This window comes from Pseudomonas psychrophila, from assembly GCF_001043005.1.
Lineage (GTDB): Bacteria > Pseudomonadota > Gammaproteobacteria > Pseudomonadales > Pseudomonadaceae > Aquipseudomonas > Aquipseudomonas psychrophila.
Genome location: NZ_JYKZ01000001.1, coordinates 728,094 through 740,266 on the forward strand (window position 1 = coordinate 728,094; position 12,173 = coordinate 740,266).

At 58.2% G+C, this 12,173-nt stretch carries 13 protein-coding genes; 8 read left to right on the forward strand and 5 right to left on the reverse strand.

Translation table 11 applies throughout. The features are described from left to right. Positions 1 to 3 precede the first annotated feature (3 nt). Genes bufB through TU76_RS03415 form a run of 3 tightly spaced genes read left to right on the forward strand, consistent with a single transcriptional unit; the run spans position 4 to position 2,143 of the window. Positions 4 to 885 carry an MNIO family bufferin maturase gene (gene bufB, locus TU76_RS03405; protein WP_048351080.1) on the forward strand — a complete coding sequence of 294 codons (882 nt, stop codon included), beginning with the start codon at positions 4 to 6 and terminating at the stop codon, positions 883 to 885. Continuing rightward, the gene (locus TU76_RS03410) at positions 882 to 1,655 is read left to right on the forward strand and encodes an HvfC/BufC N-terminal domain-containing protein (RefSeq protein WP_048351081.1); all 774 of its coding nucleotides are present in this window, start codon (positions 882 to 884) and stop codon (positions 1,653 to 1,655) included. The genes bufB and TU76_RS03410 overlap by 4 nt, the downstream gene beginning before the upstream one ends. Continuing rightward, a complete protein-coding gene (locus TU76_RS03415) occupies positions 1,652 to 2,143 on the forward strand; it encodes a DoxX family protein (protein ID WP_019823471.1) in 492 nt (163 codons plus the stop codon). Before TU76_RS03410 ends, TU76_RS03415 begins: the two co-directional genes overlap by 4 nt. Here the strand turns inward: TU76_RS03415 and TU76_RS03420 are convergent. Further along, the gene (locus TU76_RS03420; protein ID WP_019823474.1) at positions 2,140 to 3,048 is read right to left on the reverse strand and encodes a LysR family transcriptional regulator; all 909 of its coding nucleotides are present in this window, start codon (positions 3,046 to 3,048) and stop codon (positions 2,140 to 2,142) included. The two genes, TU76_RS03415 and TU76_RS03420, sit on opposite strands and share 4 nt — an antisense overlap. A 104-nt stretch (positions 3,049 to 3,152) precedes the next feature. Between TU76_RS03420 and TU76_RS03425 the strand changes: the two genes are divergently transcribed. The 3 genes from TU76_RS03425 (at position 3,153) to TU76_RS03435 (ending at position 6,295) form a co-directional block, all read left to right on the forward strand. After that, positions 3,153 to 3,752, forward strand: coding sequence for a short chain dehydrogenase (locus tag TU76_RS03425; RefSeq protein WP_048351082.1), 600 nt, complete (start codon positions 3,153 to 3,155; stop codon positions 3,750 to 3,752). A 170-nt stretch (positions 3,753 to 3,922) separates the two neighbouring features. Beyond that, complete coding sequence (locus TU76_RS03430) at positions 3,923 to 4,594, forward strand: COG3650 family protein (RefSeq protein ID WP_037032015.1); 672 nt, start codon at positions 3,923 to 3,925, stop codon at positions 4,592 to 4,594. 90 nt (positions 4,595 to 4,684) lie between these two features. After that, a complete protein-coding gene (locus tag TU76_RS03435) occupies positions 4,685 to 6,295 on the forward strand; it encodes an NAD(P)/FAD-dependent oxidoreductase (RefSeq protein WP_048351083.1) in 1,611 nt (536 codons plus the stop codon). 57 nt (positions 6,296 to 6,352) lie between these two features. On the opposite strand, the gene TU76_RS03440 is transcribed toward TU76_RS03435, so the two are convergent. Next, positions 6,353 to 7,447: a PLP-dependent cysteine synthase family protein gene (locus TU76_RS03440; RefSeq protein ID WP_046809845.1), complete on the reverse strand. Its 1,095-nt coding sequence runs from the start codon at positions 7,445 to 7,447 to the stop codon at positions 6,353 to 6,355. A 250-nt stretch (positions 7,448 to 7,697) separates the two neighbouring features. On the opposite strand from TU76_RS03440, the gene nhaA reads away from it, so the two are divergent. Further along, positions 7,698 to 8,879, forward strand: a complete 1,182-nt coding sequence (nhaA, locus tag TU76_RS03445; RefSeq protein ID WP_048351084.1) for a Na+/H+ antiporter NhaA — start codon at positions 7,698 to 7,700, stop codon at positions 8,877 to 8,879. 95 nt (positions 8,880 to 8,974) lie between these two features. Next, positions 8,975 to 9,574 carry a hypothetical protein gene (locus TU76_RS03450; RefSeq protein WP_082136495.1) on the forward strand — a complete coding sequence of 200 codons (600 nt, stop codon included), beginning with the start codon at positions 8,975 to 8,977 and terminating at the stop codon, positions 9,572 to 9,574. A gap of 75 nt (positions 9,575 to 9,649) precedes the next feature. Here the strand turns inward: TU76_RS03450 and TU76_RS03455 are convergent, their stop codons facing one another. The 3 genes from TU76_RS03455 to TU76_RS03465 all read right to left on the reverse strand — a co-directional run bounded on the left by TU76_RS03455 (position 9,650) and on the right by TU76_RS03465 (position 12,138). Then, complete coding sequence (locus TU76_RS03455) at positions 9,650 to 10,114, reverse strand: outer membrane lipoprotein (RefSeq protein ID WP_019823488.1); 465 nt, start codon at positions 10,112 to 10,114, stop codon at positions 9,650 to 9,652. Between the two features lie 192 nt (positions 10,115 to 10,306). Further along, positions 10,307 to 10,954, reverse strand: a complete 648-nt coding sequence (pdxH, locus tag TU76_RS03460) for a pyridoxamine 5'-phosphate oxidase (protein WP_048351085.1) — start codon at positions 10,952 to 10,954, stop codon at positions 10,307 to 10,309. Positions 10,955 to 10,977: 23 nt separating this feature from the next. Further along, on the reverse strand, positions 10,978 to 12,138 hold the full coding sequence (locus tag TU76_RS03465; protein WP_019823492.1) for an OmpA family protein: 1,161 nt from the start codon (positions 12,136 to 12,138) through the stop codon (positions 10,978 to 10,980). Between the last annotated feature and the right edge of the window lie 35 nt (positions 12,139 to 12,173).

Genomic DNA, 12,173 nt, shown 5'->3' on the forward strand with positions numbered 1-12,173 from the left:
CTGATGATGCATAGCCCGCTTGCTTCGCTCATCGCGCCTCGTGCGCCCCAGCTCCCACCGCGTGCGGGGCTGGGGCTCAAGGCCGAACATTTCCAGGATGTACTCGCCACCCGGCCTGACGTCGGGTTCTTTGAAGTACACGCCGAAAACTACATGGTCGCCGGAGGCCCGTTCCACCACTACCTGAGCCTGATTTGCGAACAGTATCCCCTGTCGATACACGGCGTCGGCCTGTCGATCGGGGGCCAAAGCCCGCTCAATCCCGAGCATTTGCAACGCGTAAGCACATTGCTCGACCGCTACCGGCCCCTGATGTTTTCCGAACATCTGGCATGGTCTTCCCACGGGCCGTATTTTTTGAATGACCTGCTGCCTTTACGTTATGACACCGCCACGTTGACACGGGTATGCGCGCACATTGATCAGGTCCAGAATCTGTTGCAGCGCCAAATCCTGCTGGAAAATCCCGCAACCTATATTGAGTTCGACGAGGCCCATTTCGACGAGGCCGACTTCATCCGCGAAGTCATCACCCGCAGTGGTTGTGGCCTCTTGCTGGACGTTAACAACCTGTACGTGTCCTGCATCAACCACGCCCGTGATCCCCTTGCCTACCTCGATGCTTTGCCGCTACGGGCTGTTGGCGAGATTCACCTGGCAGGTTTTGCCGAAGAGACCGATAGCCTTGGCGAGCGCCTGCTTATCGACAATCACGGATCACCCGTCGATCAGGCCGTGTGGACGCTGTACCAACGAACACTGGAACGAACTGGCCCAATGGCCACCCTGATCGAGCGCGACAACCACCTGCCTGCACTTGCCGAACTGGTCAAGGAAGCACGACTTGCCGAGCGCTACCTGAGCAGCACACAGGTGCGACCATGAATATGCAAGATGCTTTCAGCGCAGTGCTGCTCGATCCTGATACGCCTTACCCGCAAGGTATTTCCTGCCATAACGGCGACATTGAGCGTCGTTTTGCGGTTTATCGCAACAATGTCCACAGTGGCCTGATCAACGCACTAGCCACGAGCTACCCGGTCGTTTGGCAGCTGGTTGGCGACGTTTTTTTTCAGGCCATGGCGCGGGCATTTATTCAAGAGTTCCCGCCAAAAAGCCCTGTAATGAGCACCTATGGCGTCCAGTTCGCAGATTTTGTCGAGGGTTTCGCATCCGCCAGCAGCGTGCCTTACTTGGCGGATGTCGCACGCCTGGAGCTTTTGTGCGTCCAGGCCTTTCACGCCGCAGACGCCTGCGCGGTGGACCCGCACTTATTGATCCACGCGCTCAACAATCCCGACAGCCTGGGCCAGTTGTGCCTGCAACTGCATCCTGGCGTCGCAAGCCTGCACTCGACCTACGCCATAGCCGCTCTATGGACCGCACATCAACACCAGGGCCAAATCCATGGCATTGACCCGTACCAGCTACAAAGCGCCGTGGTGCTACGCAACGGATTACGGGTGGAAGTGTTCGCAGTTGGCTGCGGGTGTGCAGCGTTCGTGGACGGGCTCAAGGAAGGCCGGGCCCTGGAGCTGGCCGCTTGCCAGGCCCTGGAAGCCGACCCTGATTTTGATCTGGGCCAGGCCCTGGCGCTGCTGATCAGCCATGACGCCATCACCGGCCTAAACCCCACCGCTGAGGTATCGCCATGAACCCCAATGCAACGCCCACATGCCAGATACGCCGTTTAATCGGACTGATGCAACGCATCCCCCACACGCTGATAGCCTTTGTCGCTCGGTTTTCTATCGCTGCAGTGTTCTGGAAGTCGGGCCAGACTAAAGTCGAGGGCCTGGCTATAGATCTGGTAAATGGCACCTTTCAACTCGGTATGCCACGCTTGGCCGACTCAGCGGTGTACTTGTTCAGCACGGAATACAAAGTCCCGCTGCTGCCCCCAGAAATAGCCGCGTACGCAGCAACTTTCATTGAACACTTCTTCCCGCTGCTGATCCTGCTAGGGCTTGCCACACGTTTTTCAGCGCTGGCACTGCTGGGGATGACGCTGACCATTCAGTTATTCGTGTACCCGGACGCCTACCCCACTCACGGTACATGGATCGCGATTCTGTTGTACCTAATGGCCAAAGGCCCGGGAGCGTTGTCGATTGATCATCTGATCGCCAGACATTTTCGTTAAAGCAAATCAATTGCCTCACCACTGCGCTGGAACCAGCCCACAAGGTAATCCGCCAAAACCTGCGTCCGCTTGGGTAAACCGCCCTGATACGGATGAACCAGATACATGGGGTTACTGCGGGTTTGATAGTCACGCAACAAAGCGCGCAATCGTCCATCGGCCAGTTCGGCATTGAGCATGTACGACGGCAAACGTGCGATACCTGCACCGATCACCGCGGCTTTTTTCAGCAGACTGTAGTGATTGCTGGCAAATGGCCCCGAGACCCGAACACGGTGCAGTTCATGCTGGAGGTGGTACTGCCACTCTTCACGACCGCTGTAGTGACTGTTCAACAGGCAGCTATGCTCGACCAGTTGCTGCGGCGTAGCTGGTTCGCCGTGTTGCTCAAGGTAGCTCGGGCTGGCACAGGTGATCTCGTGCCAGTTGAGTACAAGCTTGGCGACCAGCCGCTCGTTGCTGGCGACCTGCGAGCGGATCGCCAGGTCAAACCCCTCCCGCGCCATATCTCGATAACTGTTGTTGAGCTCCAGTTCGATCTGCACCTGGGGGTATTCGCGGGAGAATTCCAGCAGCAGTGAATCAAAAAAGGTTTCGCCCAAGGATACGGGCACGGTCATACGCACCGGGCCCGCCATATCGTCCTTGAGGCGGGCCAATGCCTGACGCGCCCGCTCCACTTGCACGACCAGTGCCTGGGCTTGGGGCAGTAACGCAGCACCTGCAGCCGTCAGGCTCAAACGCCGGGTGGTGCGGTGCAGTAACACCACCGAAAACTGTGCCTCCAGCTGGCTGATGCGCTTGGACAGTTGCCCCTTGCTGCAGCCCAATTGCTGGGCGGCCAAGGTAAAACTGCCCGCGTCGATCAACACCGCGAATGCCGCTAAGTCATCCATTTCGCTCATGGATTGTTTCCATATGAAAACCAAAGGTTGCCAATTAGTGCGCTTATCCCGCTAAAAAACCAGCACTAGACTAAGCACTCACCTCATCCATGAAGGAACACAGTATGAAAATCCTGTTGATCGGCGCTAACGGCACCATCGGTTCAGCCATTGATCGCGAGCTGTCATCGCGCCACGAGATCGTACGTATTGGCCGCAAAAGTGGCGATTTTCAGGTCGATATCAGCGACAGCACCTCGATTCGCAAGCTGTTCGAACAGACCGGACGCTTCGACGCGCTGGTCTGTGCCGCTGGCAACGTTAAGTTCGCCGCACTGGAAGACATGAGCGAAAGCGACTTCGCCCTGGGCCTGCAGGACAAGTTGATGGGGCAAGTCAACCTGCTGCTGATTGGTCGCGAGTTTGCCAACGATGGCGCCTCGTTCACCTTCACCAGCGGTGTCATCAATCGCGAGCCGATTCGCACGGGCAGTTCGGCGGCACTGGTCAACGCAGCACTCGACGGCTTTGTAAAAGCAGCGGCCATTGAGCTGTCGCGCGGGCTGCGGGTTAACTCGGTGAGCCCTACGGTACTGGAAGAGGCGATGGGCAAGTACGCGCCGTACTTCCGTGGTTTCAAACCTGTAGCAGGCGCGGATGTGGCATTGGCCTACGCAAAAAGTGTCGAAGGCCTGCAAACCGGGCAAACCTACATAGTGGGTTGAGCCGAGCTCTGTAGTCGCTTCCGCAGGCTGCGAAGGGTTGCGAAGCAAGCCTTTTTCTTGAAGAACCCACAGCTCCAATCGCAGCCTGCGGCAGCGACTACAGAAGGTGAACCTCTTGTGATGCACCGCCAGCCTGAGTAACGTGGCGGCTCTAGTCAGGAGTCCCAATGATGCGTGCTGTTCGTCCCTTGGTTTTGTTTGCCCTGCTGCCCCTGTTTGCGGGCTGCCAACTGCTCAACAGCAAGCCAGCTGACACCACCGCTGGCCTGACCCGCCTGCAAGGTGAGCTGGTTTCATCCGGTGATCATCTGGTGTTCCAACCGTGCGTCGGCCAGCAGCGCTATGAGGTGCGCGACAGCGCCGACACCACTCTGGTGCAGGACGCTTCTTATATGCCCAATAAACCGGGCAAGTTGTTCGCCGATATTCGCGGCAGTTTTGTCGCCAGCAAAACCCCCGGTGCGGACGGTGAAGTCCAGGTGCAACAGCTCTATCGTCTTGAACGCAGCAGCAGCGCCTGCCAGGACCCAAACTTCAAGCAACTGACCGTACACGCCAACGGCAATGGCCCGGCATGGGAGGTACAAGCCGGGGGCAAGGGCATGGTACTTAAACGCGAAGGCCAGCCAGATCTGGCTCTGCCTTATGTTGAAGAACAGATCGGTGATGGCCGTTTTTCCCTGTCCACTGAAGCCAACAATCAACGCATAGAGCTATGGGTTGCCCCACAGCGTTGCACCGACAGTGTTGACGGCAGCGTGCAACACCTGGGCGCCGAGCTGCGTATCAACGGCCAGGTCCAGCGCGGCTGCGGCTATTTTGGTGGCGCACGCAACGACTAACCGACAACTGTTGCCGCATATTGCCCCGAAGCAGCTTACAATTGGCGGTTCTGCCAGGGTTTACCTGGCCCCCCGATACTGGACACTGTCATGTTACGAATTACCGAACTCAAGCTGCCGATCGATCATCCCGAAGAAGACCTGCGCCCTGCCATCCTGCAGCGCCTGGGCATCGAAAGTGATGACCTGGTCGATTTCACCTTGTTCAAGCGCAGCTACGATGCGCGTAAAAAATCGTCCGAATTGTGCTTTATCTACACCATCGACCTGAACGTGCGCGATGAAGCGCCGCTGCTGGTCAAGTTCGCGGACGACCGTAACGTCAATCCAGCACCAGACGTCAGCTACAAAGTCGTCGGCCAGGCCCCACAAGATTTAAGCCAGCGCCCGATTGTGGTGGGCTTTGGTCCGTGCGGTATTTTCGCCGGCCTGCTGCTGGCACAAATGGGCTTCAAGCCGATCATTCTTGAGCGCGGCACCGAAGTTCGCCAGCGCACCAAGGACACCTGGGGCCTGTGGCGTAAAAACGTACTCAACCCCGAGTCCAACGTACAGTTTGGCGAAGGCGGCGCAGGCACGTTCTCGGACGGCAAGCTTTACAGCCAGATCAAGGATCCCAAGCACCACGGCCGTAAAGTGCTGCACGAGTTTGTCAAAGCCGGTGCGCCGGACGAAATCCTCTACGTCAGCAAGCCGCATATCGGTACGTTCCGTCTGACCGGCGTGGTCGAAAACATGCGCCAGCAGATCATCGCGCTGGGCGGCGAAGTGCGTTTTCAAGAGCGCGTGACTGACGTGCTGATCGACGATGGTCAATTGACCGGCGTGGTACTGGCCAACGGCGAGCAACTAAACTCGCGCCACGTGATCCTGGCCCTGGGCCACAGCGCCCGTGACACGTTCCGTATGCTCCACGGTCGCGGCGTCTACATGGAAGCCAAACCGTTCTCGGTAGGTTTCCGGATCGAACACCCGCAATCGTTGATCGACAGTGCGCGGCTGGGCAAGTACGCCGGCCACCCTAAACTGGGCGCCGCCGATTACAAACTGGTGCACCACGCCAAAAACGGCCGTTCGGTCTACAGCTTCTGCATGTGCCCGGGCGGTACCGTGGTTGCCGCGACCAGCGAACCAGGGCGTGTCGTGACCAACGGCATGAGCCAGTACTCGCGAAACGAACGCAATGCCAACTCGGGCATCGTGGTCGGCATCACCCCTGAAGACTACCCGGGTGGGCCATTGGCCGGTATCGAGCTGCAAGAGCGCCTGGAAGCCCACGCCTACGTGTTGGGTGGCAGCAATTACGAGGCACCGGCGCAGCTGGTTGGCGACTTTATTGCGGGCAAACCGTCCACCGAGCTGGGCAGCGTTGAACCGTCCTACAAGCCGGGCGTGTCCCTGGGTGATTTGGCGCTGGCCTTGCCGGACTACGCCATTGAAGCCATCCGTGAAGCCTTGCCGGCATTCGAGAAGCAGATCAAAGGCTTCTCGATGCATGACGCGATCTTGACCGGTATCGAAACCCGCACCTCGTCGCCTCTGCGCATGACCCGTGATGCGTCGATGCAGAGTCTCAACGTCAAGGGCTTGTTCCCGGCTGGCGAAGGCGCAGGTTACGCTGGCGGTATCCTGTCGGCCGGTGTTGACGGGATTCGGATTGCCGAAGCCGTTGCCCGCGACATTCTGGGTATCGACGCGTAAATCCGTGACGGCTGGCGCCCACAGGGATCGACCTGTGGGCGCCAGCTTGCTGGCGCTTTAAATCCCCTCCCGCAACACCCCTTCGGGCAATGCCACGCCCTGCTCCACGCAGGCCTTGACCGCTGCAATCAAGCCCTCCAGCTCATACCCCTGAGCCTTGAGCCACTGCGCATCGTAGTAGGTCGTGGCATACCGCTCTCCGCCATCACACAAAATCGCCACGATCGAACCCGACTCGCCATTGGCAACCATGTGTTGCGCCGCAATCAATGCGCCGATCAGGTTAGTCCCGCTGGACCCACCGACCCGCCGCCCCATGCTCTGCGCCAGGTAATGCATGGCCGCCAGCGACAGGGCGTCCGGTACCTTGACCATTGCGTCGATCACCTTCGGCAAAAATGAGGCCTCTACCCGGGGCCTGCCGATACCTTCAATGCGCGAGCCGCAGTCCAGTCGCAAACTGGCGTCACCACTCAGGTAAAAATCAAAGAACACCGATTGCTCGGCATCTGCACACAGCACACGGGTGTTGTGCTGGCGATAGCGAACATAACGCCCCAAAGTTGCGGTTGTACCGCCCGTGCCAGGACTTGAAATCAGCCAGCTCGGTTCCGGGTGACGCTCAAAACGCAATTGCTGGAAGATCGACTCGGCGATGTTGTTGTTCGCCCGCCAGTCCGTAGCCCGTTCGGCATAGGTGAACTGGTCCATGAAATGGCCACCGGTTTCACGGGCCAGGCGCTCGGATTCGGTGTGGATCTGGGTGGGGTCTTGGACCAAATGACTTTGGCCGCCATAAAAGGCTATTTGCTCGATCTTGGCGGGTGAAGTGCTGGCAGGCATTACGGCAATAAAAGGTAGACCCAGCAATCGGGCGAAATAGGCTTCGGACACAGCCGTCGAACCGCTGGACGCTTCGATCACCGGTGAACCGGACTTTAGCCAGCCATTGCACAAGGCATACAAAAACAGCGAACGCGCCAGACGATGCTTGAGGCTGCCCGTGGGATGACTTGATTCGTCCTTGAAGTACAACTCGACACCCGGCAACCCCGGCAGCGACACCGGAATCAGATGGGTGTCAGCGCAGCGCTGAAAGTCTGCCTCAATCGTGCGAATGGCTTCGCGGGCCCACTGGCGGTCTTGGTTCATGGGGGGGTGGCTCTTGGTAGCAAGAAGGGAAAGCACAGCATGGCGTGCGGTCTATAACACCTAATCCTAAGCCATTTTGCAAAGCCACCACAGGCACAGAACAGACTCAATTTGACACACAACTGCTAGGCTCTTTGGCGATGAGAGATCAAACCGCTGCTTATAACAAAAAAGAATATAGTTTTTGTTTTAACCCCTAACCCCACAGGTTAGGGTGTCGCACCTTTTACTTAATCGATGGAGAGCGACCTTGCCTCTGCGTAGCACTTTCACTCGTTTCTTTCAGTTGGAAGCTGCCAGCGGTCTGCTGTTGATTGCCGCGGCCGCTCTGGCTTTGATCATCAATAACTCACCGCTTTCCCATTACTACACGGCCTTTCTGGACGTGCCGGTAGCGGTACAAATCGGCGCCCTGCAAATCGCCAAGCCTTCACTACTGTGGATCAACGATGGCCTGATGGCCCTGTTCTTCCTGTTGATCGGCCTTGAGGTCAAGCGCGAACTGCTCGAAGGCCAGCTGTCCAAGCCCTCGCAAGTGGTGCTGCCCGGTGCCGCCGCCATCGGCGGGATGGTCGTGCCGGCGCTGATTTACTGGTACATCAACAAGGACTACCCCGACGCGCTCGACGGCTGGGCGATCCCCATGGCCACTGACATTGCCTTCGCCCTCGGCGTGCTGGCGTTGCTTGGCAAGCGTGTTCCCGTGTCTCTCAAGCTGTTCCTGATGACCCTGGCGATCATCGATGACCTGGGGGCGATCATTGTGATCGCGGTGTTCTACTCCAGCGAACTGTCCGGCGTATCGCTGATGCTGGCGGCCGCGTGCCTGGTCGCCCTGATTGCGATGAACCGCATGGGGGTGATCAAGGTTGCGCCTTACATGATCATCGGCCTGATCCTCTGGGTGTGCGTACTCAAAAGCGGTGTGCATGCCACGTTGGCGGGCGTAACGCTGGCGTTCTGTATCCCGCTGCGGACCAAAAACTCCGAACCGTCGCCCTTGATGACCATCGAGCATGCACTGCATCCGTGGGTGGCTTACGCGATCCTGCCATTGTTTGCATTTGCCAATGCGGGCGTATCGCTGGCGGGTGTCAGCATGCACAGTTTTGTCAGCCACGTGCCAATGGGCATTGCTGCGGGCTTGCTGATCGGTAAAACCGTGGGAGTCTTCGGCTTGACCTGGATCGCTATCAAGACCGGCATGGCCGCACTGCCGGCAGGCGCAAACTGGGGCCAGGTGTTTGGCGTCGCCATTCTGTGCGGCATCGGCTTCACCATGAGCCTGTTCGTGGGTTCACTGGCGTTCGTGGCAGGCAGCAGCGAATACGTGGGCATGGACCGCATGGGTATCCTGACCGGCTCTATCCTGGCTGCGCTGATCGGCTATGCCGTCACACTGTTCTTTAGCCGTAAACAACCTATGGCGTGACCCTGCCTTAATGCGGGAGCGGGCTGGCTCATGACAAGGGCAACGCAGGTCATCTGCGTTGCCCTTGTCATGTGTGAACCGCCAGAGAGGGAAGCGTGGAAGACAAATTTCAAATTGTGCAGTACGCGGGCATCACCGTCATGTTCCCGGCAGCGTTGGTCATTGCTGCCTGGCTATGGGTGGGCGCGTCTAAGAGAATCGCTTTTGTATGGGTGGCCGTGCTGGTGTCTGCCTACCTCGTCGTGGGCGCGAGCAAAATCCTGTTCAAGGGCTGGGGCATTGGCCTTCACGACCTGGGCATTGCGGTCTTCAGCGGACACGCCATGAATGCCTGCCTGGTCTTCACCGTGATGCTGAATCTGCTGTGCCAGCAGCTCGATCATCGCTTGCGCTGGCCAGTGTTAGGAGCAGGGTTAGTGGCCACCTGGTGGTTCGCTATCCACTATGTCGCCCATACCATTCACCCATTGCCGGAAGCTATCGCAGGCGCCCTGATAGGCTCGGTTGCCGCCTGTGTGTTTCTGTTCAGCCTGAAGAAAAACACCCTGGGCAAAATACCTCGGCCTGCGCTGGTGATGGGCCTGGCAGTGGTGCTGGTGTTCAACTCGATGCCCAAGTACACGGCAGAGCGCTTGCTGGATCACATAGCCATAACGCTGTCAGGCGCCGACCAGGCGTTCAGGCACTCGTCCTGAGCAGTATTGGCCGACATAAAAAAACCCCGCCCAGTTCGCACTGGTCGGGGTTTTGTTTTAGCGCTATTGCCAGATTTACTGGGTAACGCGGCTGGTGCCATCAACCGTCATGATGCGCACGCGCTCGCCGGTGCGGAACACCTGGTTCGGCTCAACCTGCTGCACGTAGGCACGGGTGCTGCCGTCGTCTTCACGTACGGTGATTTCTACACCCTGAGTTTTGGTCAGGCCCGATTCGGCCGCAGAACCCAGCAGGCCACCGGCTACTGCGCCGATGACGGCTGTCACGATGCTGCCACGGCCACCGCCGATGGCGCTACCGCCGACACCACCCACGATAGCGCCGGTCGCAGCGCCGATCGGAGTCTTGGTGCCCTCGATTTGTACAGGGCGCAAGGCAACGATGGTGCCCATACGAACGGTCTGTACGCGTCGAGCTTCGTCACGCGAGTAGCTATCGCCGGTCAGGTTGGAGGTGCAGCCGCCCAACAGGACAGTCATGGTAGAAAAAGCGGCAACCAACAGAACAGACTTACGCATAGGATCAACTCCAAAAGATCAGGGATTCATTAAACTCCGCTGCCGGTGACCTGTCACGGTACAGCGCGGATAAAAAGGCTTTATTCAGCGTCTGTACAGTAAAAACAGAACTGCTTTGCCATTTAAAACTTCAGCAAAGAGTAGCGCGAAATAATCTTTTTGCACTGCGCGCCACCCTCGCATGGAACCTCTTCAAGGCGCCAGGCGCTCTCGAGTCCACTCCCCCCCTTCACGCCGATAGTTCAGGCGATCGTGCAGACGGCTTGGCCGCCCCTGCCAAAACTCAATGCGCTGGGGCAATAACCGGTAGCCGCCCCAGTGCTCGGGGCAATGGGGCTGAGTGTCGCTGAAGCGCGCTTCGGTAGCCTTGAGCAACCCTAGCAATTCGTCACGATCAGCGATCACCTGGCTTTGCGGAGAGGCCCAGGCACCGATCCGGCTGCCTAAAGGACGAACCTGATAATAGGCATCGGACTCTTGCGGCGTGACCTTGACCACTTGCCCTTCGATGCGCACCTGACGTTCCAGGGTTGGCCAGAAAAAAGTCATGGCCGCGAACGGGCGCTCGGTCAGTTGCTGGCCTTTGGCGCTGGTGTAATTGGTGAAAAAGGTAAAACCCTGTTCATCCAGACCTTTGAGCAAAAGCACGCGACAGTGCGGACGCCCCTCGGGGTCGACCGTGGCCAGGGTCATGGCGTTCGCCTCCACCGGTGGCTGTTCGGTCTTGACCGCGTCGTTGAACCACTGATGAAACAGCGCGAAAGGCTCGGCCGGGGCTTGAGCCTCGGTCAGCCCGTCACGGGTGTAATCACGTCGCATATCTGCCAATGCTTGAGTCATGCCGCAATCCTTCCCTGAATCAATCAGTTCTTGGTTTGATCGTTGGCGGCAACTTTCTTGTCAGCAGCAGCTTTGGCTTTAGCCACGACGGGCTTCTTTGCAGGCGCAGGCTTTGCTGCTTTTTTGGCCGGGGCTGCCTTTTTGGCGACAACGCCTTTTTTGGCCGGGGCCGCTGCATTCTTCTTAGCGACAGAAGGTGGAACTGCAGGCTGCACAGCCACCAGTTCAGCTGGCGACAACGCCGGCTGGCTGTACTTGCTGACCAACGCAACCATGGTGGCTTGCGGAGTCATCAGGATTTCTACCCGACGGTTCAACGCACGACCTTCGTTGCTGTCGTTGGCTGCGCGAGGCATCACAGAACCCATGCCACGCAAGGTGAGGCGGTTACCTTGCAAACCGCTCATGCGGAAGATCGCGGCTACCGACTTGGCGCGATCCAGGCTCAGGCGAGTATTGGCAGCCATGGCGCCTGTAGAGTCGGCATGACCCAGCACCAGCACGGCAGTTTTTGGATCGCCTTCAACGACTTTGGCCACGCGGGTGAACGGACCAAGCATCGACGGCATCAGCAAGTCAGGACGGGTTGCCTTGAACGAACTGTCAGCCGAAGCCACGATGATCAGCAGGTTTTCGCGACGTTCCAGTTTCAGGTTGGTGTCCTTGATTGCCACACGCAGGCGCGGTTCGTACTCATCCAGCCAGGCTTGAGTGATTTTCGGGTCTGGCATCGGAATCACGCCAACTGGAGAAGTTTTAGAGGCTTTGTCATCGCCACCAAAAGGCCACCACCAATTCTTGGTAGAGGTTGCCGCGCCAGCGGGAGCAACTACGGCGGCAACTTTTTCTTTTTCTACCGGGGCATCTTTCTTGGCTGAGTCAGAACCGAATGGCCACCAGCTGGAGCCACTTTCTTTGGCAACTACCGGGGCTGGAGCTGGGGTTTTGGCAGCCGGTGCCGGGGCTTTGGCATCTGACGCTGCAGTCTTGGCCACGGGCGGCGTTACTTTGGCATCTACCGGTTTGGCCGCGGCACTGGCGTTTTTATCAGCAGGAGTCGACGCCTGATCGGACGAGCCCAACTGCCACCATTTGTGGCCGCCTTCAGCGTCATTCTGTGGAGTTTGTGCGCAACCAGTAATGGCCAGGCAGAGAGCCAAAGCGAGGGTCTTATTAGATGACATTGAATATCCACACAATGAATTAAGAATAAAGAGGC

Coding starts and splice junctions, on each gene's coding strand:
- bufB (WP_048351080.1), top strand. CDS start 4: ATGATGCATAGCCCGCTTGCTTCGCTCATCGCGCCTCGTGCGCCCCAG.
- TU76_RS03410 (WP_048351081.1), top strand. CDS start 882: ATGAATATGCAAGATGCTTTCAGCGCAGTGCTGCTCGATCCTGATACG.
- TU76_RS03415 (WP_019823471.1), top strand. CDS start 1,652: ATGAACCCCAATGCAACGCCCACATGCCAGATACGCCGTTTAATCGGA.
- TU76_RS03420 (WP_019823474.1), bottom strand. CDS start 3,048: ATGAGCGAAATGGATGACTTAGCGGCATTCGCGGTGTTGATCGACGCG.
- TU76_RS03425 (WP_048351082.1), top strand. CDS start 3,153: ATGAAAATCCTGTTGATCGGCGCTAACGGCACCATCGGTTCAGCCATT.
- TU76_RS03430 (WP_037032015.1), top strand. CDS start 3,923: ATGCGTGCTGTTCGTCCCTTGGTTTTGTTTGCCCTGCTGCCCCTGTTT.
- TU76_RS03435 (WP_048351083.1), top strand. CDS start 4,685: ATGTTACGAATTACCGAACTCAAGCTGCCGATCGATCATCCCGAAGAA.
- TU76_RS03440 (WP_046809845.1), bottom strand. CDS start 7,447: ATGAACCAAGACCGCCAGTGGGCCCGCGAAGCCATTCGCACGATTGAG.
- TU76_RS03455 (WP_019823488.1), bottom strand. CDS start 10,114: ATGCGTAAGTCTGTTCTGTTGGTTGCCGCTTTTTCTACCATGACTGTC.
- pdxH (WP_048351085.1), bottom strand. CDS start 10,954: ATGACTCAAGCATTGGCAGATATGCGACGTGATTACACCCGTGACGGG.
- TU76_RS03465 (WP_019823492.1), bottom strand. CDS start 12,138: ATGTCATCTAATAAGACCCTCGCTTTGGCTCTCTGCCTGGCCATTACT.